Annotated in this window: 15 protein-coding genes; 13 read left to right on the forward strand and 2 right to left on the reverse strand. The window is 61.3% G+C overall.

What is annotated here, in order from left to right; all coding sequences use genetic code 11:
* Positions 1-65 precede the first annotated feature (65 nt).
* A complete protein-coding gene (locus AC1UK9_RS11880; protein ID WP_482580157.1) occupies positions 66-896 on the reverse strand; it encodes an alpha/beta fold hydrolase in 831 nt (276 codons plus the stop codon).
* Positions 897-1,148: 252 nt separating this feature from the next.
* On the opposite strand from AC1UK9_RS11880, the gene AC1UK9_RS11885 reads away from it, so the two are divergent.
* The 4 genes from AC1UK9_RS11885 to AC1UK9_RS11900 all read left to right on the forward strand — a co-directional run bounded on the left by AC1UK9_RS11885 (position 1,149) and on the right by AC1UK9_RS11900 (position 5,403).
* Entirely contained in the window at positions 1,149-1,604 is a 456-nt protein-coding gene (locus AC1UK9_RS11885; RefSeq protein ID WP_025111491.1) for a (2Fe-2S)-binding protein, read from the forward strand.
* A 14-nt stretch (positions 1,605-1,618) separates the two neighbouring features.
* Positions 1,619-3,781, forward strand: coding sequence for a xanthine dehydrogenase family protein molybdopterin-binding subunit (locus AC1UK9_RS11890; protein ID WP_482580158.1), 2,163 nt, complete (start codon positions 1,619-1,621; stop codon positions 3,779-3,781).
* Position 3,782: 1 nt separating this feature from the next.
* The gene (locus AC1UK9_RS11895) at positions 3,783-4,361 is read left to right on the forward strand and encodes a hypothetical protein (protein ID WP_473015336.1); all 579 of its coding nucleotides are present in this window, start codon (positions 3,783-3,785) and stop codon (positions 4,359-4,361) included.
* Positions 4,362-4,437: 76 nt separating this feature from the next.
* Complete coding sequence (locus AC1UK9_RS11900; RefSeq protein WP_025111494.1) at positions 4,438-5,403, forward strand: GGDEF domain-containing protein; 966 nt, start codon at positions 4,438-4,440, stop codon at positions 5,401-5,403.
* A 426-nt stretch (positions 5,404-5,829) separates the two neighbouring features.
* Here the strand turns inward: AC1UK9_RS11900 and AC1UK9_RS11905 are convergent, their stop codons facing one another.
* Entirely contained in the window at positions 5,830-7,638 is a 1,809-nt protein-coding gene (locus AC1UK9_RS11905) for a monovalent cation:proton antiporter-2 (CPA2) family protein (RefSeq protein ID WP_482580159.1), read from the reverse strand.
* Positions 7,639-8,842: 1,204 nt separating this feature from the next.
* Here AC1UK9_RS11905 and AC1UK9_RS11910 point away from each other — a divergent pair.
* The 9 genes from AC1UK9_RS11910 to AC1UK9_RS11950 all read left to right on the forward strand — a co-directional run bounded on the left by AC1UK9_RS11910 (position 8,843) and on the right by AC1UK9_RS11950 (position 19,474).
* Positions 8,843-12,490, forward strand: coding sequence for an indolepyruvate ferredoxin oxidoreductase family protein (locus AC1UK9_RS11910; RefSeq protein ID WP_482580160.1), 3,648 nt, complete (start codon positions 8,843-8,845; stop codon positions 12,488-12,490).
* Positions 12,491-12,551: 61 nt separating this feature from the next.
* Positions 12,552-13,628, forward strand: a complete 1,077-nt coding sequence (locus AC1UK9_RS11915) for an AfsA-related hotdog domain-containing protein (RefSeq protein ID WP_482580161.1) — start codon at positions 12,552-12,554, stop codon at positions 13,626-13,628.
* Entirely contained in the window at positions 13,625-14,806 is a 1,182-nt protein-coding gene (locus AC1UK9_RS11920) for an oxidoreductase (protein WP_473015341.1), read from the forward strand. The genes AC1UK9_RS11915 and AC1UK9_RS11920 overlap by 4 nt, the downstream gene beginning before the upstream one ends.
* A complete protein-coding gene (locus AC1UK9_RS11925; protein ID WP_025111499.1) occupies positions 14,803-15,576 on the forward strand; it encodes an SDR family NAD(P)-dependent oxidoreductase in 774 nt (257 codons plus the stop codon). Before AC1UK9_RS11920 ends, AC1UK9_RS11925 begins: the two co-directional genes overlap by 4 nt.
* Entirely contained in the window at positions 15,576-16,394 is an 819-nt protein-coding gene (locus tag AC1UK9_RS11930; protein ID WP_025111500.1) for an SDR family oxidoreductase, read from the forward strand. The genes AC1UK9_RS11925 and AC1UK9_RS11930 overlap by 1 nt, the downstream gene beginning before the upstream one ends.
* A gap of 41 nt (positions 16,395-16,435) precedes the next feature.
* Positions 16,436-16,750: a hypothetical protein gene (locus AC1UK9_RS11935; RefSeq protein WP_482580163.1), complete on the forward strand. Its 315-nt coding sequence runs from the start codon at positions 16,436-16,438 to the stop codon at positions 16,748-16,750.
* Between the two features lie 19 nt (positions 16,751-16,769).
* Entirely contained in the window at positions 16,770-18,125 is a 1,356-nt protein-coding gene (locus tag AC1UK9_RS11940; protein WP_482580164.1) for an ANL family adenylate-forming protein, read from the forward strand.
* Between the two features lie 36 nt (positions 18,126-18,161).
* Positions 18,162-18,404, forward strand: coding sequence for an acyl carrier protein (locus AC1UK9_RS11945; RefSeq protein ID WP_025111503.1), 243 nt, complete (start codon positions 18,162-18,164; stop codon positions 18,402-18,404).
* Positions 18,401-19,474: a 3-oxoacyl-ACP synthase III family protein gene (locus AC1UK9_RS11950; protein ID WP_482580165.1), complete on the forward strand. Its 1,074-nt coding sequence runs from the start codon at positions 18,401-18,403 to the stop codon at positions 19,472-19,474. The genes AC1UK9_RS11945 and AC1UK9_RS11950 overlap by 4 nt, the downstream gene beginning before the upstream one ends.
* Positions 19,475-19,523 lie beyond the last annotated feature (49 nt).

Raw genomic sequence — 19,523 nt, forward strand, 5'->3', positions numbered from 1 at the left:
GGAGCGGGCTTGCTCGCGAAAGCGGTGGTTCGGTTGGCCCCGATGTTGTGTGAAGGCCACTTATTTCAACCGCGTATAAATGCCAGCAGATCCGCGTTGATCGTTGCCGCCTCTGTCGTCGGCATTCCGTGCGGAAAGCCCGGGTATGACTTCAGTGTGCCATTTGGCAGCAGTTTCGCCGACAAAGGCCCCGAATTCGCATACGGCACGATCTGGTCATCCTCACCATGCATGACCAGCACCGGCACGGTGACTTTCTTCAGGTCTTCGGTGAAATCAGTCTGCGAGAAGGCGACGATGCCGTCGTAGTGCGCCTTGGCCCCGCCGATCATGCCTTGGCGCCACCAGTTGCCGATGATCCCTTCCGAAGGCTTGGCGCCGGGCCGGTTGTAGCCATAGAAAGGACCGCTCGGAATGTCTCGATAAAACTGCGCCCGATTCCCCGCCAGTTGCGCCTGAAAATCATCGAACACCGGCTTCGGCAGCCCGCCGGGATTGTTCTCGGTCTTGACCATCAACGGCGGCACGGCGCTGATCAACACACCTTTGGCGACGTTGTCCTGCCCATGCCGGGCGATGTAATGGATCACCTCGCCGCCACCGGTGGAGTGGCCGACATGCACGACGTTCTTCAGCCCCAGGTGTTTGACCACGGCCAGGGCGTCGTCGGCATAGTGGTCCATGTCGTGGCCGTCCCACACCTGGCTCGAGCGGCCGTGGCCCCGGCGATCATGGGCGATCACCCGAAAACCTTGCCCGAGAAAGAACAGCATTTGCGCATCCCAATCGTCCGAGCTGAGCGGCCAGCCGTGGTGGAAGTGAATCACCGGCGCGTCTTTCGGGCCCCAGTCCTTGTAGAAAATATCGACCCCGTCGTTGGTGGTGACAAATCCCATGTTCGCGACTCCTGAGCAAAGTGATGAGTTAGCGCGCACGCTGCAGACCGGTCGTGATGGCTCGGGTGAGCGCCGTTATCAGCCGTAGGATTAAAGTCGACATTTTTGCGTTGGGGCATGACCGGTGGTCGCAACGTCTGGCTTGCGGCGCAAATTAGGCTTTGCTGAAAGGGATAAGCCGAGGCGCGCACAGGCTTTGCCGGCTGTAGCGACGCCCCCTTCAGAACACCGTGAGTCTGAGGAAATCCCCCGATGCTGACCTTGAATATCAATGGCAAGGATCAGGAACTCGATGTGCCGGCCGACATGCCGCTGCTCTGGGTCCTGCGTGATGTGGCGCACCTGACCGGTACCAAATTCGGTTGTGGCATGGCCCAGTGCGGCGCCTGCACCGTGCACGTCGATGGGGCGCCGTTGCGCGCCTGCATCACGCCCGCCACCGCGGTGGCCAACGGCCAGAAAATCCTCACCATCGAAGGCCTGTCCACGGACGGCTCGCACCCGGTGCAACAAGCCTGGGCCGAACTGGACGTGGTGCAGTGCGGTTACTGCCAGTCCGGGCAGATCATGTCGGCCGCCGCGCTGCTGGCGAAAATCCCCAAGCCCACCGACAGCGATATCGATCAGGCGCTCTCCGGCAACATCTGCCGCTGCGGCACCTATCCGCGAATCCGCGCGGCGGTGAAACGTGCGGCCGAGATTGGCTGATTGGGAGGTAGACGATGAACAGTCCTGTATCGCGTCGCGGCTTTCTCAAGGGCAGTGCCGTGCTGGGTGGCGGTCTGGTGGTGGCGTTTGTCGTGCCCGGTGCCCATCGGTTTGCCCGGGCGGCGGAGAATGAAGGCAAGGTCTTTGCGCCGAATGCGTTTTTACGGATAGCCGCGGACAACAGCGTGACGGTTCTGCTCGGGCATTCGGAAATGGGCCAGGGCATCTGGACCGGCCTGACTATGCTGATTGCCGAAGAGCTGGACGCCGACTGGTCGAAGATCCGCGTCGAACACTCGCCGGCCTCGGCGGCCAATTACGGCATGCCGGCGTTTGGCGGGATGCAGATTACCGGCGGCTCGACCTCGACCTGGATGGAGTTCGACCGTTATCGGCTGGCGGGGGCCACGGCACGGCAGATGCTGGTGGAAGCAGCGGCCAAGCGCTTCAACGTCGCTGCGTCGACGATCCGCACCGAATCGGGCGTGGTGATTGCCGGCGATAAACGCGCGACCTACGGCGAGCTGGCGGACGACGCCGGGCAACTGCCGGTACCGGATCCGAAGGCGATCACGTTCAAGGAGGCCAAGGACTGGAAGGTCATCGGCAAACCGACCAGGCGCCTCGACACCCCTGAGAAAATCACCGGGCGCGCCAAGTTCGGCATGGACGTGCAGTTCGAGGGCTTGATGACCGCGATGGTCGCGCGGGCGCCGGTGTTCGGTGCCACGGTCAAATCCTTCGAGGGCGCCGAGGCGCTGGCAGTGCCAGGCGTGCACAAAGTGGTGCAGGTGCCGACCGGTGTGGCGGTGATCGCCGAGCATTATTGGGCGGCCAAACTGGGCCGCAACGTCTTGAAAGTCGATTGGGACATGGGGCCGCACGCCGACCTCAGCAGCCAGGACCTGCTCGACAGTTTCCGCAAACTGGCGGCAACGCCGGGCACATCGGCCGCCCAAGCCGGGGACCCCAAGGGTAATTTCGACAAGGCGGCGAAGAAAATCGACGTTGAGTACAGCGTGCCGTATCTGGCCCACGCGCCGATGGAACCCCTCAACTGCACGGTGAAGATCAGCGCCGAGAAGTGCGAGATCTGGACCGGCACGCAATTCCAGACCCTCGACCAGATGATCGCCGGCAAGATCACCGGGCTCAAGCCCGAGCAGGTGGAGATTCACACCGAGTTTCTCGGTGGCGGCTTCGGGCGCCGGGCCAATCCGACGTCGGATTTTGTCGCCGAAGCGGTGCAGGTGGCGAAAGCCGCCGGGGCGCCGGTGAAAACCGTGTGGTCCCGTGAGGATGACATTCGTGGCGGTTATTACCGTTCGATGTTCCTGCATCAGGCGCGCATCGGTCTGGACGGGCAGGGTATGCCGCTGAGCTGGCAGCATGTGCTGGTCGGCCAATCGATCATGACGGGTACGCTGCTGGAAGCGACCATGGTCAAGAACGGCATCGACCCGACCTCGGTCGAAGGCGTGGCCGACAGCCCGTATCTCAAAGGCCTGGCCCATCAGCAGGTGGAGCTGCATTCGCCGCAGACCGGAATCAATGTGTTGTGGTTGCGTTCGGTGGGGCATAGCCACACCGGGTTTGTCATGGAGTCGCTGATCGATGAAATGGCCACGGCGGCGGGCAAGGACCCGGTGGAGTATCGACGAACACTGCTCAAGGACCATCCACGGCATCTGGGCGTGCTGAACCTGGCGGTGGAGAAGGCCAACTGGAGCGCGCCGCTGCCGGACGGGCATGCATTGGGCGTGGCGGTGCACGAATCGTTCGGCAGTTATGTGGCGCAGGTCGCCGAGGTCTCGCAGGACAACCTGGCGATTCGCGTGCACCGGGTGGTGTGTGCGGTGGACTGCGGGATTGCGGTCAATCCGCAGAGCATCGCGGCGCAGATGGAATCGTGCATCACCTTTGGCCTGGGCATGGCGCTGCACAGCAAACTGACGGTGAAGAACGGCATGGTGGTGCAGTCCAACTATCACGATTATCAGGTGTTGCGGCTCAACGAAATGCCGCTGGTCGAGGTGCATATCATGCCCAGCAGCGACAAGCCCGGGGGTATCGGCGAGGCCGGTGTCCCGCCAACCGCGCCGGCGGTGGCCAATGCGGTCTTTGCCCTGACCGGGCAACGCCTGCGTGAACTGCCGCTGCAACTGTCGGGGGTGTGAGATGAAACGACATTTGCTGTTGGGCACGGTGATCCTGCTGGGTCTGGGCGGTTACGCCTCGGACCTGTTTGCCGATGACCAGGAAGCACTTAAGGCGTTCGGCACGGTGCAGAAGGTGTTCCAGAGCCCGCGCTGCCAGAACTGCCACATCCCGGGTGATTCGCCGCTGCAGTTCGACGCCGGCACCCCGCACGCGATGAATGTAGTGCGCGGCATGGACGGCAAGGGCGCCGCCGGTTTGCCTTGCGCCACCTGCCACGCCGAAAGCAACCCGCCGGCCAGTTACGGCCCGCATGCGCCGCCGGGTGCACCGCACTGGAGCCTGCCGCCGGCGGCACACAAAATGGCCTGGATCGGCCTGCCGCCCGACAAGTTATGCGCCATGATCAAGGATCGTTCCAGCAACGGCGACCGTGATTTCGCGGCGCTGATCAAGCACGTCAGCGACGACAAACTGGTGCTGTGGGGCTGGAATCCCGGGGCAGGGCGCACGCCGGTGCCGGTGCCGCATGACATTTTTGTCGAGCAGTTCAAGCTTTGGGCCGATGCCGGTGGCCCATGCCCGGTGGCGGGCGGCTGACCAAAGGTAACAGCGCAGAGGAGTCAAACACCGCATGGTCTACTCTGAAGCGGTAGACCCCTCGATGGAGTAACCCATGCTGGCCCCGGAAAAACCCGCCAACGAACAGGCCCGTGTCGCGACCCTGCGCGGGCTCAATGTGCTCGATAGCGCTCCCGAAGAGCGATTCGATCGGCTGACGCGCCTGGCGCGGCGAGTGTTCGACGTGCCGATTGCCCTGGTCAGCCTCGTGGATACCAATCGGCAGTGGTTCAAGTCGTGCGTGGGGCTGGATGCCAGTGAGACCGGACGCGACGTGTCGTTTTGCGGGCATGCGATTCTGGGGGACCAGATTCTGCACATCAGTGATGCGGCACAGGATGAACGCTTCCACGACAATCCGCTGGTGACCGGTGCGCCGGGCATCCGCTTCTATGCCGGTTGTCCGCTGCAAGTGAGCGATGGCAGCAAACTGGGCACCTTGTGCCTGATCGACACCAAACCCCGGCAACTCGATGACGAGGAGCGTGAACTGCTGCGCGATCTGGCGCGCATGGCCGAGCAAGAGTTGATGGCGGTGCAGATGGCGAGCATGGACGAGTTGACGCTGCTGTCCAACCGCCGCGGCTTCAAGGCCCTTGCCCAACACGGTCTGGACGCCTGCGCGCGCCTGCAGAAACCGGCGACGTTGTTGTTCTTCGATCTCAATGACTTCAAGCAGATCAATGATCTTTACGGGCATGCCGAAGGTGACAGTGCGCTGAAGACATTTGCCGACGTGCTGCGCATTGCCTTTCGCGAGAGCGACGTGGTCGGACGCCTCGGTGGTGACGAGTTCGTGGTGTTGCTGACTGGCTCCAGTCACGTCGAAACCACGGCGATCATGACGCGACTCAAAGACATCCTCGACGAACGCAATGCGATGTTGCAACGCGGCTACGACATTCGTTTCAGTGTTGGCCAGATCGAATACGACCCGCCGCGTCACGACAGCGTCGATCGCTTGCTGGCGGATGCCGACGGAGCGATGTATGCGCACAAGCAGGCGTTGAAGCGGCGCTGATTCGGGCGTCACGCCCACAGGATGGGGTTGCGCATGCAGTCTCGGCCACACCTTGGACACTGTGGGACCGGGCTTGCTCGCGAAGGCGTCCGGACAGGCGCAATCGATGTTGAATGTGCCGGCCTCTTCGTGAGCAAGCCCACTCCCACCGTTTTCTCTGGTGTTCACAAAGTCCAGGTACGGCACCGTGTGGGAGCGAGCCTGCTCGCGAATGCAATCTGTCAGTTGCCGACGTGTTGCCTGACACACCGCGTTCGCGAGCAGGCTCGCTCCCACATTGATCAATGGCATGCCGATCATTTGCGCACGACACCAAACCCTGTGGGAGCGGGCTTGCTCGCGAAAGCAATCTGTCAATCGCGGCTGTGTTGCCTGACACCGCGCCATCGCAAGCAAACCCGCCCCTGCATTGGATTTGCGTGAAGGTCAGGCCTTGCGCGATTCCTCTTCCAGCTGATCCGACTCGAACAATCGCGCCAGTTCCGCCCGGGCTTCCTGGGCGGTCTGCAGGACTTTTGCAGCGTCATCGTAGATTGCGTGCTGGGCTTCCAGCACCTGTTCGTCGTGGTGCTTGAAGCGTTTGATCCGCGCATCGGCCTGAGCCTGGGTCAGACCAAGCCCGACCAGGGTGCGGCGACTCATTTCCAGGCTGGAGTAATACGTCTCTCGAATCGGCTCGGCGCCGACATCGACCAAACGGTGCACGTGCTGACGGTTACGTGCCCGGGCGATGATTTTCATGTGCGGATACAGCTTGCGCACGATCTCGGCGGTCTTGATGTTGGTCTCCGGATCATCCGTGGCGATGACAAAATATTCCGCCTCGCCAACCTTGGCCGCGTTGAGGATCTCCGGGCGCATCGGGTCGCCGTAGAACACCGGCACCCCGCCGAAGCTGCGCGACAGTTCGATGGTTTCCACCGAGGTGTCCAGCGCCACAAATTTGATGTTCTGCGCACGCAGAATCCGTGCCACGATCTGCCCCATCCGGCCCATGCCGGCGATCACCACACGCGGCGTCTCGGTATCGATTTCGCGGAATTTCTCCGGCACCTCCACCGGCTGCACCGTCGGGCTGACCAGCCGTGCACAGATCAACAGCAACAAGGGCGTCAACGCCATCGACAGGGTGATGGTCAGCACCAGCAGGTCGTACAGGCGCGGTTCGAACAGACCCTGGTCGCGACCGATCTTGAACACCACGAAAGCAAATTCACCACCGGCCGCGAGCACGATGCCCAGGCGGATCGCACTGACCTTGTTCAGCCCACCCGCCAGACGCCCGACCACAAACAGCAGCGGCAGCTTCAAACCGATCAGCAACAGCGTCAGTCCCAGCACGGTGATCGGCGCACTGAGCAACAGGCTCAGGTTTGCACCCATACCGACACTGATGAAAAACAGCCCCAGCAGCAGACCTTTGAACGGCTCGATCTGCGCTTCCAGTTCATGGCGATATTCCGAGTCCGCCAGCAGCAGGCCGGCGAGGAATGCGCCGAGCGCCATCGACACACCGACCAGATCCATCAGCCACGCCGTGCCGATCACCACCAGCAATGCGGTGGCGGTGGAGACTTCCGGCAGACCGGTTTTCGCCACCACGCGAAACACCGGACGCAACAGATAACGCCCGCCGACCACCACCACAGCAATCCCGCCGAGCACCTGCAAACCGTGGTTCAGGCTTGCGGCGTTACTGGTGTCGTGAGCACCGCCGGCGAGCATCGGCACCAGCGCGATCAGCGGGATCGCAGCGATGTCCTGAAACAGCAGAATCGCGAACGCCAGCCGCCCATGGGGGCTGGTCAGCTCCTTGCGCTCGGCCAGGCTTTGCAGGCCGAAAGCCGTGGACGACAACGCCAGGCCCAGGCCGAGCACAATCGCGCTGTTGAGCGGTTGCCCGAACACGTACAGCGCCAGCACGCCGATGACCGCAGCAGTCAGCAGCACCTGCGCCAGCCCGACGCCGAACACTGATTTGCGCATCACCCAAAGACGGCGGGGCGACAGTTCCAGGCCGATGATGAACAGCAGCAACACCACGCCCAGTTCCGAGATGTGCGCAACGCTTTGCGGGTTGCCGATCAAGCCGAGCACGGACGGGCCGATGATCACTCCCGCCAACAGGTAACCGAGCACGGCACCCAGTTGCAGGCGCTTGGCCAAGGGTACGGTGAGTACTGCCGCGAACAGAAACACGACAGCGGCTTGTAACAGGTTGCCTTCATGGGGCATGGGTTGTCTCCTGACAGCGGTACGGCGGGGGCGTCAAGGATAAAGGCTGATTCCCCGTCGCACCACAGGCGCTCTTGGCCAGCGTTTGATCGATCAATGTCTTTTTTGTCGCAAGTGCCAGGTGCCGATGATCATCGAAATAACTTCAAAGTTATCGAATTGCCGTCATCGAGTTAAAGTTGGTTTTGCGGTTATATGATTAAGTAAAGTTAGACTTTGGTCTTATAGGTGGCGGGCGCGATATCGCCGAGCCATTGTGTGATGGCTCGATAATCGCTGGCGATGGGCGAAGTTGTGAAAGATAAAGCGCTTGCTGCGGTAAGTCGGAGACTTAGACAGCCGATTCGATAATGTAAAGCTTGCAGTGCCATGTTCTAGATGTGTGCCCGTTGTGATTGCGTGAACCAGATAGTTCATAGTTTGCAAATGACCATTAAATGTTTGTTACAGCGATTGACAAGGTGCGCACTCCGAACCTACTATTTTTCCGCCAAGATGCTGGCCGTTTATAACGGCCGTAATAAAGCGGCCAGGATGGTCGCAAAGTTTTCATAAGGAATTGAAACTTGTATCTGGATTCCATTGGATCGGAACCTCTGCGATTTCGGCTCGATCAGCTCGCTTCCTGTTTTGTCCGGGGCGTGACACAAGATCGTGGACAGGCAGAAATCATGGCGCCATTGTCACGTCGCCAAATTCATGACAATCATTTGATCGGGTCTCGAAGAATCGTGGACTCGGCCGGATCGATCATTTCAAAAAAACGAATAGCCCCTGTGCAGCAGCTTGCTCTCCAAGCCGCAGTTGATGCGTTTCCGAACGGTTCATGACGTCGGCAACTTCAGTTGAATCGGGTCGCCGCGAGCCGTCACGCGCTTATAACGCCGTCACTCTTGCCGGGGCGAATTCGCCAGTCTGAAGTTGTGCTCGCCGAGGCGAGAATATCCATCTATTTGAAGTAAAGCTTTCACAAGGATTTGAAACTTTGTGCCTGTTTTTTCTGCTGTCTGCTTAAAAGGACTGAAATAACTCGATGTGCTCCCGAAAAGTCGCGGAGCCATGCGGGTGCGTCTTTTCGTGCGGCCAATCAGGTACTGGTACTCCCGTATTTCCGTCGTGTAACGGCCGAAAGTTTTGATGCAACCTCTGCTGTAGTGCGCAAAAAAGCACATTTAATGTGAAGTTTTCATAAGGATTTGAAACTGTGTACTTAGATTCCATTGATTCAGAACGTCAACGCCTGCAACCCGACAAACTCGCGAGTACTGAGGCTCAGGCTGCACTGTCGCGGATCGAGCAGTACGACAGTCGCTCGATGTATTGCCGGGAACACGCGCAGCCCAACGAACGGATCTTTTTGAGCGGTCAGCAGGCGCTGGTGCGGCTGCTGCTGTCCCAGGCCGAACTTGATCGATCCAACGGCATTCGCACGGCGGGGTTTGTCAGCGGTTATCGCGGCTCACCGCTGGGCGGCGTGGACCGCGAGCTGGTCAAGGCCAAGGCGGTTCTGGAAAACGCCAACATCCGCTTTCTACCGGCGATCAACGAAGATCTGGCGGCCACGGCCCTGATCGGCACCCAGCGCGTGGAAACCGACCCGCAACGCCTGTATGACGGCGTGTTCGGCATGTGGTACGGCAAGGGGCCGGGGGTCGATCGCTCGGGCGATGCGATCAAGCACGGCAGCTCCTATGGTTCCTCGCCCAACGGTGGCGTCCTGGTGGTCACGGGTGACGATCACGGTTGCGTGTCGTCGTCGATGTCGCATCAATCCGACCGCACGCTGATCGCCTGGGGCTTGCCGGTGATTCACCCGGCCGGCCTTGGCGATTATGAGCGATGTGGCCTGTGGGGTTGGGCGCTGTCCCGGGTCTCGGGATTGTGGGTGGGGTTCAAGGCCATCACCGAAACTGTCGAGGCGACCACCTCCGTCGAGTCGATCACGCTGCCGACATTCGTCACCCCGGATATCGATCCGGGGCCGGACGGCCTGCATTGGCGCTGGCCGGACCTGCCAGGCATGCAGATCGAACGCCGGACCGCGTTCAAATTCGACGCTGCCCGTGCCTTTGCCCTGGCCAATCCGATCGATACCGCCGTCACCGCGCCAGCCCGGCCAACGCTGGTCATCGCGGCAGTCGGCAAGGCCTACGGCGACGTGCGCCAGGCCTTGCAGCAATGCGGTATCTCCCTCGAACAACTGGAAAACGCCGGCGTCGCGCTGCTCAAGATCAACCTGGTGTATCCGCTGTCGCCGGTGCTGGACGCCTGGACCCAGCGCGCCGGCAAGGTGCTGGTCATCGAGGAGAAGCAGGCGATCGTCGAAGAGCAGCTCAAACAGAAGTACTACAACGCGGCCCACGACCAGCGTGCCGTGATCATCGGCAAGACCGACGAGGACGGCCAGGCGCTGATCTCGGACCACGAGGAGCTGCGACCGTCGCGCATCGCCGCACTGTTGCAGCAGCGCCTGCAAGGCCTGGGCATCGACCTCAGCCTTCCGTATTTCTGGCGTATGCCCGGTATTTCGCGGGCTGGCGACTGGATCCGGCGTACGCCTTACCTGTGTTCCGGCTGCCCGCACAACACCTCGACCCAGGTGCCGAAGGGCAGTGAAGCGCGGCTCGGCATCGGCTGCCACGCAATGGCGGCGCGCATGCCGGAACGCTCGACCACCGGTAGCGTGCAGATGGGCGGGGAAGGGGTCGACTGGCTGGGCCAGGCACCGTTCGTGCAGACGCCGCACATCTTCCAGAACATCGGCGACGGGACCTTTTTCCACTCTGGGTTCCTCGCGGTGCGCCAAGCCATCGCGGCCGGTGCGACCATCACCTACAAACTGCTCTACAACGATGCGGTGGCCATGACCGGTGGTCAGCCTATCGACGGCAAGCTGACGGTGAAAAAAGCCGTTGAGCTGCTCAAGGCCGAAGGCGCGCAGCGCATCGTGGTGGTGGCGGATGACCTGCAGCGCTATCAGGCGCATGACAGTCTGCCCCAGGGCATCGAAGTGTTTCACCGCGAAAGGCTGGAAGAAGTGCAGTTGCAGCTGCGCGACACTCGCGGTGTCAGCGTGCTGATTTTCGATCAGGTCTGCGCTGTTGAAGGGCGCCGCCGCAAGAAGCAATTGCCGGCACCGCTGGTGAAGACTGAAGTGGTGATCAACGAAGCCGTCTGTGAAGGTTGTGGCGACTGCCAGGTCAAATCCAACTGCCTGTCGGTGATCCCGGTGCAAACACCGTTCGGCGCCAAGCGTCGCATCGATCCGCACTCGTGCAACACCGATCTGTCGTGCATCAAGGGCTTTTGCCCGAGCTTCGTGACGGTGACCGGCAAACCACGGCAGCGTCCGCGCAAACTGGCCGACAGCGCCCAGGTGCTGGCGCGGGCCGAAGCGCTGGCGATGCCGCCAGTGCCGCGCTCGCTCGAGCTGCCGTATGAAATGCTGCTGGCGGGTGTTGGCGGTACGGGTGTAGTGACCGTGGCGCGGGCGATTGCCATGGCCGCTCACCTGGATGGGCGTGCAGTCAGCGTGCTTGACTTCACCGGGTTCGCGCAGAAGGGCGGTGCTGTGTTGAGCCATGTGCGCCTGGCCGGCAGTGCCGATGCGCTGCACCAGCACCGCATCGATATCGGCGGGGCCGACCTGCTGCTTGCCGCCGATCTGGTGGTGGCCAGCGAGGACGATGCATTGGTGACGCTGCGGCCAAACAAGACCGTGGTCATTGCCAACAGTGCCATGACCCAGACCGGCGCGATGCTGCGCAATACCCAACTGAATATCGAGACCGACGCGATTCAGGCCTTTTTGAAAGAAAAGGTCGGCGCCGAGCACTTCCACAGCCTCGATGCCGGGGAGTTGGCGAACTCGCTGGTCAGTCCGATGCAAGCCAACATGCTGTTGCTCGGTTATGCCTGGCAGCAGGGCACAGTGCCGGTGTCGCTGGCAGCGTTGAAAAAGGCCATCGACCTGGCCGGCAGCGCCGCCACCAACCATCTGGCTTTTGCCTGGGGCCGGCTGTGGGCGCAGGACGCAGCCTTTGTTGCGCCTTATCTCGATCAACCGGTGGACGCCGTGTCGACGATTGCGATTCGCGACATCAGCGACATGCGTGGTCGCCGCGAAAGTCTCGAGCAGTTGATCAACAACCGCAGCGAGTTCCTGACCCACTACCAGAACGCTGCGTATGCAGCACGTTATCGCAAGGTCATCGCGCAACTGCGGGCGCTGCCGGCAGCCGGTGATGACAGCGCGCTGACTCAGGCGGTGGTACGCAATCTGTTCAAGCTGATGGCCTACAAGGACGAGTACGAAGTCGCGCGGTTGCTCACCACGCGCAGTTTCACCGACTCGCTGAAAGCCCGGTTCGACGGGGGCATTCGCCTGAAATTCCACTTTGCCTTGCCGCTGCTGCGCAAGAACCAAGAGAGCACCGGCGAGCCGAAAAAAATCGCGTTCTCCGGCTGGATCCTGCCGCTGCTGAAGGTCCTGGCCAAGGGCCGCGTGTTGCGCCATACCCGGTTCGATCCGCTGGGTTATTCCGCTGAGCGCCGCGAAGAACGCCGTCTGCTGAGCGATTACGAGCAAACCCTGCAACGCCTGTTGCCGAAATTGAGCTCGGAGAATCTGTCGGCGTTCGTTGCCTGGGCGAGTCTGCCGGATTCGATTCGCGGCTACGGCCACGTCAAGGACCGTTCGATTGCGGCGGCACGTCTGCGCGAGAAAGAACTCATCGAACAGATTCTGGCGGACAAACCGGTCATCCACGGTGTCGAGTCATGGCAGCCATCCGCTGTCATCGCCAGGCAACTGAGTGAAGAAGAGGAACGCGACGTGATGGAAGCCTCGTAACCGAAGGCTGTCGCCAGCCCCGTACAACAAAAAATACAACCACTACCGAGATGAGCTGACCATGATGAATAACGACAGCATTTCGCCCGATCTCCTGCACAAAGGTTCGGCGGACGACGTATTGATTTGCGCCCCCAGAGACGCGCTTCCGTTGTATCTGGACGAAGCCCTGATTGAGGCCAACGGGCATAACCCGCTGGTGCGCAACTATGCCTTGAGCGCCAACCAGCAGCCGCGCTTCGACATTGCGCCCGAGCTGCAGAAAAAGACCCGGATGGCCGGCGTCGGCGCCGATGATGAATGGAACAAGGTCAGGGCGCTGCCCTATCAGATCGTCGCTGCGCAGTTGGGGGCGGTCCAGACGAAGGGCGACAACCTGGAGTTCTCGGTGGCCGCACTGTGCGAATCGATTCCGGCCATTCGCCGCGCCAGTTCGTTTCGCTTCATCAATAACGCCGACAACTACTTCTTCTACCGCAAGGCGCACGAACATGTGCCGGGTACGATGTTCATCGAGGCGGCGCGCCAGGCGGTCTATCACCACCTGTACCACCACACCGATCATGCACGCGGTGCCGTCACTGTCAGCGTCAACGAGCTGAACGCGAGCTTTTTCGCCTACGCCGAGCTGATGTATCCGATCGAACTGGTGGTCGACAACATGACCCCGAGTGATGCCACATCGCCGAAGAAAATCCATTTGCGGGTTGCGTTCTATCAACGTCAGACCTTGTTCGCCACGGTCGACACCAAGGCCACCGTGATCGATATGCCGCTGTTCGAAAAGACGCGCAACATCTTCATCCACTCCAACGACTGGTTTGCCCCGCTGCAACCATTGAAGCTGGCCTGCACCCTGAGCGACAAGCAGGGCCGCAGCGCCGGGGTGCAGCTGTTGGGCCTGGGCAAGAGCGGTTGCGTGACGACGACATCGGATCTGCCTGACCCGGTCAGCCTGAATATCGTCTACGAAGGCAAATTCAGTTTTACCACCGGCATTCGCCGTGCCGGTCAGGGCGAGCATTCGTCGTGGGAGTTCGCTGAGGTGGACTTCAACGGCTTGCAGGTGATCAGCGACATCATCAAGCGCGGTTTTGTCTACCTCGATGAGGCGGCGCTTGCGGCGCTGAAGCAATGATCAAGCAACCCCCGACCTTCGAGGCCGCCACGCAGGCGTTGCATTTCGGTGCGCATGCGGTGGCGAAGAATCGGCTGTATTTTTCCTCGCTCGGCATGGATCTGTGTGACGAACATGGCTTCCCGCAGCCGGCGTTTTTCGCGGTTTATCAAACCTTGATGGACGGCGGCGCCGGCTTCGGGTTTCTCGGTAATGCCAGCGTCGACGCCGATGCGCGTTACAACAGCCGTGGGCTGCGGCTGACTTCGGCGGCCCACGCGCAGGCCCTGCGTCCGCTGTTTGATGCGGCGCGGGCGCGGGGTTTTCCGCTCGGGGTACAACTGCAGCATTACGGGCCGCAGTCTCTGCCGTCGAAGCAGGGGATTATTCTGACCCCCAGCGCCATTGCGTCCCCAACCATCCTCAGCGCGCATCCCGAGGCGCGGGCGGTGGCAATGACCGAGGCGCAGATCCAGCGCTGCATCGAGCATTTCTGTGCCGCCGCACGCTATGCGCAGCAGGCCGGGGCCACGCTGATCCAGTTGCAGGCGTCCAACGGTTATCTGATCAGCAGCTTCCTCTCGCCGAAGACCAACCGGCGCGAGGACGATTGGGGCGGCACGCCGCTCAAGCGCGCCAGGCTGTTGCTCGCCATCGTGGCGGGCATCCGCGAGGCCACCGACCACAAGGTCGCGGTCACCGTGCGCCTGGGCATGGACGATGGCCTCGGCGAAGAAGGGCAGCACGCCGCGTTGCTGGGGGATGTCGTCACCGCTCTGGAGGCCAGTGGGGTTGCGGCGATTACCTGTTCGCTGGGCATCAGTGAGACCTTCCGCTTCTTTTTCAAAAATACCGAACAGGCCCTGGCCATGTCGCGCGCCGGATGCCGCTATCTGAAGCGTTTCGTGCGGATACCACTGGGCTTTACCGGTTCGGTCGCGGACGTGGCGCAAGCCAATGAAATCATCGCCAGCGGTGATGCCGATTTCGTCGGGTTCGGCCGCGCCATGCTCGCCGACCAGCGCTTTGTCGCCAAGCAACTGGCGGGTCGAGCGGATCAGGTCAACCGCTGCCGAGGCGATGCCTTTTGTTTCCGCGACAAAAAAGACCCCATGGCCGAGCGCGTTTACTGCTGCGTCAATCCTGACTATCGACGGCCAGAACAACTACAACAGCACTATGAGGAAACCCTGAAATGAACTTCAACGCCAAGATCGCCCTCGTTGTCGGCGGCACACGCGGGATCGGTTTCGATGTCAGCCAGAAGCTGATCGAGGCCGGCTGCATCTGCTACATCACCGGGCGCAACGAGGACGATGGCCTGACGGCGCAAAGTCGCCTCGGCGACAACTGCACGTTCATCAGAAGCGACGTCACCGATGAAGCCTCGATCATCGAGCTGTTTCGCATCATCAACGACAAACACGGTCGCCTTGATCTGGCTGTCAACAACGCCGGCGTCACCTCCAAACACGCGCCGATCCGCGACATGGATTTCCCAGACTGGAAACGCGTACTGGAGATCAATCTGCTGGGCCCGCTGCTGTTGCTCAAGCACGAGACCAACCTGATCTCGAAACATGCCGGCGGCTCGATCGTGAACGTCTCGTCCTGCGCCGGTCTGCTCGGGGTGGCCAAGCAAAGCGCCTACTCCACCAGCAAGGCTGCGCTGAACATGCTGACCCAGGTGTGCGCGATCGAGTGCGCTGAAGAAGCCTTGCCTGAGCGCCATTCGGTTCGCGTCAACGCCGTGTGCCCCGGCCCGACATTGGGCGGCATGAACTCGGAAGAACGCCTGAAGGCCAACCCGGAATCGACCAAACACAAGCTGCAGGTGACGGCGATGAAGCGTTTCGCCAATCCGGGCGAAATCTCTGCCGCGATCCTGTGGCTGCTGAGCGACGCCTCGTCGTTTGTCACCGGCACCGTGATGCCGGTTGATGGCGGTTTTTCGGCCGGTAAATTCTGATGCACACGGTCAAACGCAACGCCACCACAGGTCCCCGCGAGAAGGGCAAACAGCGGGTGTTCATCACCGGCGTGAGCAGCGGCATCGGCGAGGCGCTGGCGCAACTGCATCTGCAAAACGGGCACACGGTTTTTGGCACCTCGCGCCGTCAGCCGTATCAGCTGATGGGCCATCCGAACTTCCACTTTCGGCCATTCGACCTCTCCCGGCCGAGCGAGATGGGCGAGTTGTTCAAGGACAACTTTGCCACCGTTCTGGAGCAGGGCGTCGACCGGTTTTTCCTCAATGCCGGGGTCAGCGGAAATGTGCCGGGGCGTGGCGGGGAGTTCTCGCTGGATGAGTTGCAGCATGTGCTCAACGTCAACGTGCTGGCGAACAAGGCCATTCTCGATTTGATGCTGTCTGCCGCGCACCGTCCAGCGACCTGCGTGCTGTCAGCCTCGATGGCCGGCGTACGCTTTCGTGCGGGTACGCTGCCGTACAGCCTGTCGAAAGCTGCGCTGAAGGCATTGGGCGGCGTGTATGCCGAGGAAAATCCGGAGATCTTCTTCGCCGTGCTCGGCCTGTGCAATGTCGATACCGGGCTGTCGCGGCAGGTGAGCTTCAGCCAGCGCACCGCCGACTTTGCCGATCTCAAGTCCTTGCAGCAAAGGGCGTTGGCGCCCGGCTACATGGTCTCTCCCGCGCAACGTGCAATTGACATCCTGGCGATGATCGACGCACCCGATGCCTACGGAATCAAGAGCGGGATATTTGTCGACATGCGCACGGCGCTGGCCGATCACCAGAAAGCGCACCAGCCATTGTCTCAGGCGTAGTCAACGCAGGGACCTGCATCAGCCAATAAAGGAATGTTGGAATGTTCAATCAAGTCAAAGCGCTGACCGAGTCAGCCATTCGGCAACAGGATCTGTTGTTGAGCACCCCGATCGATTTGTCCCATGGCGAAGACAGCCGCCTCTATGGCGTGGACGGCAGCATCGACTCGCTGACCCTGGTGTCGATCATCGTCGATGTCGAAGAGAAACTGCGCAGCCAGTTGGGCGTTGACGTGCGTCTGGCCGATACCACCGACCTGCCCGAAGCCGCCACACCGTTTGCCACGCTGGGCACGCTGATCGCCTACATCATGGACCGGTTGTCTGCAGCGCAAGCTCAGGTTCAAGCCGTTTGACCGAACGAGGGGTTGGGGTATGCAAGTAGCAGCATTTTTGGCTCATCTGAAAAGCGCTGGCAGCCAATTGGCGATCGTCAGTGATGAGGGGCGCTTTACCTATGATCAGTTGCACGCGCAAATAAACGCTTATGGTGCGGAACTGGCGGCAAAGTCCGTCTGCGATTCGTGCGTGCTGCTGGTCGACAACTACAGCTTCAACAGTGTCTGCATGTTGTTCGCGTTGTGGCTGCACAACAACGTCGTCGCGCTTTCTGTGCCCAAGGGCGAGGAGCAACTGGCGCAGTTGGCGGGCGCCGCGGGCGCGCGGTTTTCGGTGATCGGCTGGGGGCCGGAGTCGGCAGTCATTGCTCACGGCAACAATCAGGTGCCGCCCACGGTCGACGGACTGCTGTCGCAACATCAGGCCGGTTTCATTGTGTTTTCTTCAGGTTCGACCGGGCCTGCCAAAGGTGTGGTGCACAGCATCGCGCCATTTTTCGAACGCTACCTGAGTGCCGAACGCTGCGGCACCATTCTGGCGTTTTTGTTGTTCGATCATATCGGTGGCCTGGTCACCGTGCTGCAGGCGCTGGCGACCCATGGCACGCTGGTGTTGCCCAAGGAGCGTTCGCCGCAAGAGGTCGGTCGCTGCATCGAATCGTTCAACGTGCAAACCCTGCACGTGTCGCCGACGCTGCTGAACCTGGCGACGATCACTGGCGTTTTCCAGAAGTGGGACACGACCAGTCTGCAGCGCATCTACTTCGGCTCGGAGCCGAGTTCGCCGGAGGCCATCCAGCGCATTGCCAACGTGATGCCGCAGGTGCAATTGCAGCAGTTGTACGGGATGTCGGAAATCGGTGTGCTGCCGTGCCGCAGCAAGGACGGCGACAGCGCGTGGATGAGGATCGAAGATCCGAATTACAGCCTGCGGGTGGTCGACGGCATTCTGCACGTGCGCGGCGCGACCAACATGCTTGGCTACCTGGCGAGCGCCGGCGACCTGTCGAGTGACGGCTACCTGATCACCCACGATCTGGCCGAGGAACACGAAGGCTACTTTCGGGTCACGGGGCGGGCGGTCGATCTGATCAACGTCGGTGGCAAGAAGGTGTTTCCGTCGCACGTGGAAAGCGTGCTGATGGGCCTGGAAAACGTCTGCGATGTGGTGGTCTACGCGCAGCCCAACCCGCTGCTCGGGCAGATTGTTGCCGCGCAGTTCACCTTGTTCGAACCGGAAGCGCTGGAGGCCTTCAAGGTCCGCCTGTATCAGCACGTTCGCGGCGTTTTGGCCCCGGAGCAACTGCCGCGGGTGGTGTCCATTGCCGAGACTCCGCTGTACACCAGCCGCTTCAAGAAAATGCGTCACCCCGGCGTTCTCGCCCAGTCGTGAGACCGGTTTACTCATCACGTTATAAGGAAATGACAAATGGTTGATCTGGTAAAAATGCGCGCAAGCATCGCTGAAATCCTGTTCATTCCGCTGGCCGAGCTGCACGGCGAAACCGTGCTGGAAAACAGCGACAACTGGGACTCGATGGCGCGAATCGGGATTGTCGCCCTGGTGTTCGAACAAACCGGCGTGAGCGTGTCGGGCGAGGAGATCGAGCGCGTGGTCACGGTGCAGGATCTGTTCGATCTGATCGACCGGAAAATCAAGGACGCCGCATGAGCCTGCTGACCATTGAAGGCGTCGCCATCCGTGCGGTCACGGCAGCGCTGCCCGAGCGCCGTGTGACTGAAGAGGACTTCGCCGAACTGTTCGGCGCCAAGGAAGTCGCACGTATCGCCAAGAGCACCGGCATTCAGTCGATCCGGGAAACCAGAACCCTGCACACCTCCGACCTGATCATCGCCGCGTGTCGCAATCTGCTCGACCAAGGGCATGCTGCGGCAGCGGACATCGATGGCCTGATCGTCGTCACCCAGACCCCGGATTCATGGGTGCCGGGTGTCGGGTTCATGGTGCAGCAGGCTCTCAGCCTGCCGCAGCATTGTCTGGTGCTGAACGTGGCCGCTGGCTGCTCTGGCTACATCAGTGCACTGGTGCAAGCGGGCGCACTGATTTCGTCCGGCGCCTGCAAGAAGATCCTGCTGTGTACCGGCGACGTGACCACGCGGATCCTCGACGAGCGCGACCGCCACGTGAAAATGCTGTTTGGCGACGCCGCTTCGGCAACCTTGCTCGAACCGGGTGACGGCAAGTTCGAGTTCATCTGCGGTGCCGACGGCAGCGGCGGTGCGGCGCTGCAGTCGGACATCGGCTACGCCCGGGAGGAGGGCAGCCACGTCTGCGCGACCATCCAGCGTTTGCAGATGGATGGCACGGCGGTGATGAACTTTGCCCTCAACCGCGTACCACAGACCGTCAAGACCTTGCTCGACGCCACCGGGTCGAGCCCCGCCACGCTGGACTTGCTGGTGCTGCATCAGGCGAACGCGTTCATGCTCAATTACCTGCGGCGGATGATTGGTGTGGCGGCAGAGAAGATGCCGGTCGACATCGATGGCGTCGGCAACACCAGTTCGACCTCGATTCCGATCGTGTTGTCGCGCCATGCCGCGATCGGCACGCCGCAAGCCGAACACGTTGTGTTGTGCGGTTTCGGCGCCGGGTTGTCGTGGGGCGCGTTGAAGGTCGACCTGCGCCAGACCCTCGCTGTGGCACCCTGCGAGGTGCCGGAGAAGTCCGGCCTGGCGGACACGCCGGCGCAGGCAACAGGTGAGCGCCTGCAGGCCTGACCCAGCCATTGACCGGCGATACGCAGCACCTTTGCGGCGATGCCCGCAT

Source organism: Pseudomonas sp. AK-TSAG1-1, from assembly GCF_056821665.1.

Excerpts from the sequence above, each read along its gene's own strand:
- AC1UK9_RS11880 (WP_482580157.1), bottom strand. The coding sequence starts at position 896 with ATGGGATTTGTCACCACCAACGACGGGGTCGATATTTTCTACAAGGAC.
- AC1UK9_RS11885 (WP_025111491.1), top strand. The coding sequence starts at position 1,149 with ATGCTGACCTTGAATATCAATGGCAAGGATCAGGAACTCGATGTGCCG.
- AC1UK9_RS11890 (WP_482580158.1), top strand. The coding sequence starts at position 1,619 with ATGAACAGTCCTGTATCGCGTCGCGGCTTTCTCAAGGGCAGTGCCGTG.
- AC1UK9_RS11895 (WP_473015336.1), top strand. The coding sequence starts at position 3,783 with ATGAAACGACATTTGCTGTTGGGCACGGTGATCCTGCTGGGTCTGGGC.
- AC1UK9_RS11900 (WP_025111494.1), top strand. The coding sequence starts at position 4,438 with ATGCTGGCCCCGGAAAAACCCGCCAACGAACAGGCCCGTGTCGCGACC.
- AC1UK9_RS11905 (WP_482580159.1), bottom strand. The coding sequence starts at position 7,638 with ATGCCCCATGAAGGCAACCTGTTACAAGCCGCTGTCGTGTTTCTGTTC.
- AC1UK9_RS11915 (WP_482580161.1), top strand. The coding sequence starts at position 12,552 with ATGATGAATAACGACAGCATTTCGCCCGATCTCCTGCACAAAGGTTCG.
- AC1UK9_RS11920 (WP_473015341.1), top strand. The coding sequence starts at position 13,625 with ATGATCAAGCAACCCCCGACCTTCGAGGCCGCCACGCAGGCGTTGCAT.
- AC1UK9_RS11925 (WP_025111499.1), top strand. The coding sequence starts at position 14,803 with ATGAACTTCAACGCCAAGATCGCCCTCGTTGTCGGCGGCACACGCGGG.
- AC1UK9_RS11930 (WP_025111500.1), top strand. The coding sequence starts at position 15,576 with ATGCACACGGTCAAACGCAACGCCACCACAGGTCCCCGCGAGAAGGGC.
- AC1UK9_RS11935 (WP_482580163.1), top strand. The coding sequence starts at position 16,436 with ATGTTCAATCAAGTCAAAGCGCTGACCGAGTCAGCCATTCGGCAACAG.
- AC1UK9_RS11940 (WP_482580164.1), top strand. The coding sequence starts at position 16,770 with ATGCAAGTAGCAGCATTTTTGGCTCATCTGAAAAGCGCTGGCAGCCAA.
- AC1UK9_RS11945 (WP_025111503.1), top strand. The coding sequence starts at position 18,162 with ATGGTTGATCTGGTAAAAATGCGCGCAAGCATCGCTGAAATCCTGTTC.
- AC1UK9_RS11950 (WP_482580165.1), top strand. The coding sequence starts at position 18,401 with ATGAGCCTGCTGACCATTGAAGGCGTCGCCATCCGTGCGGTCACGGCA.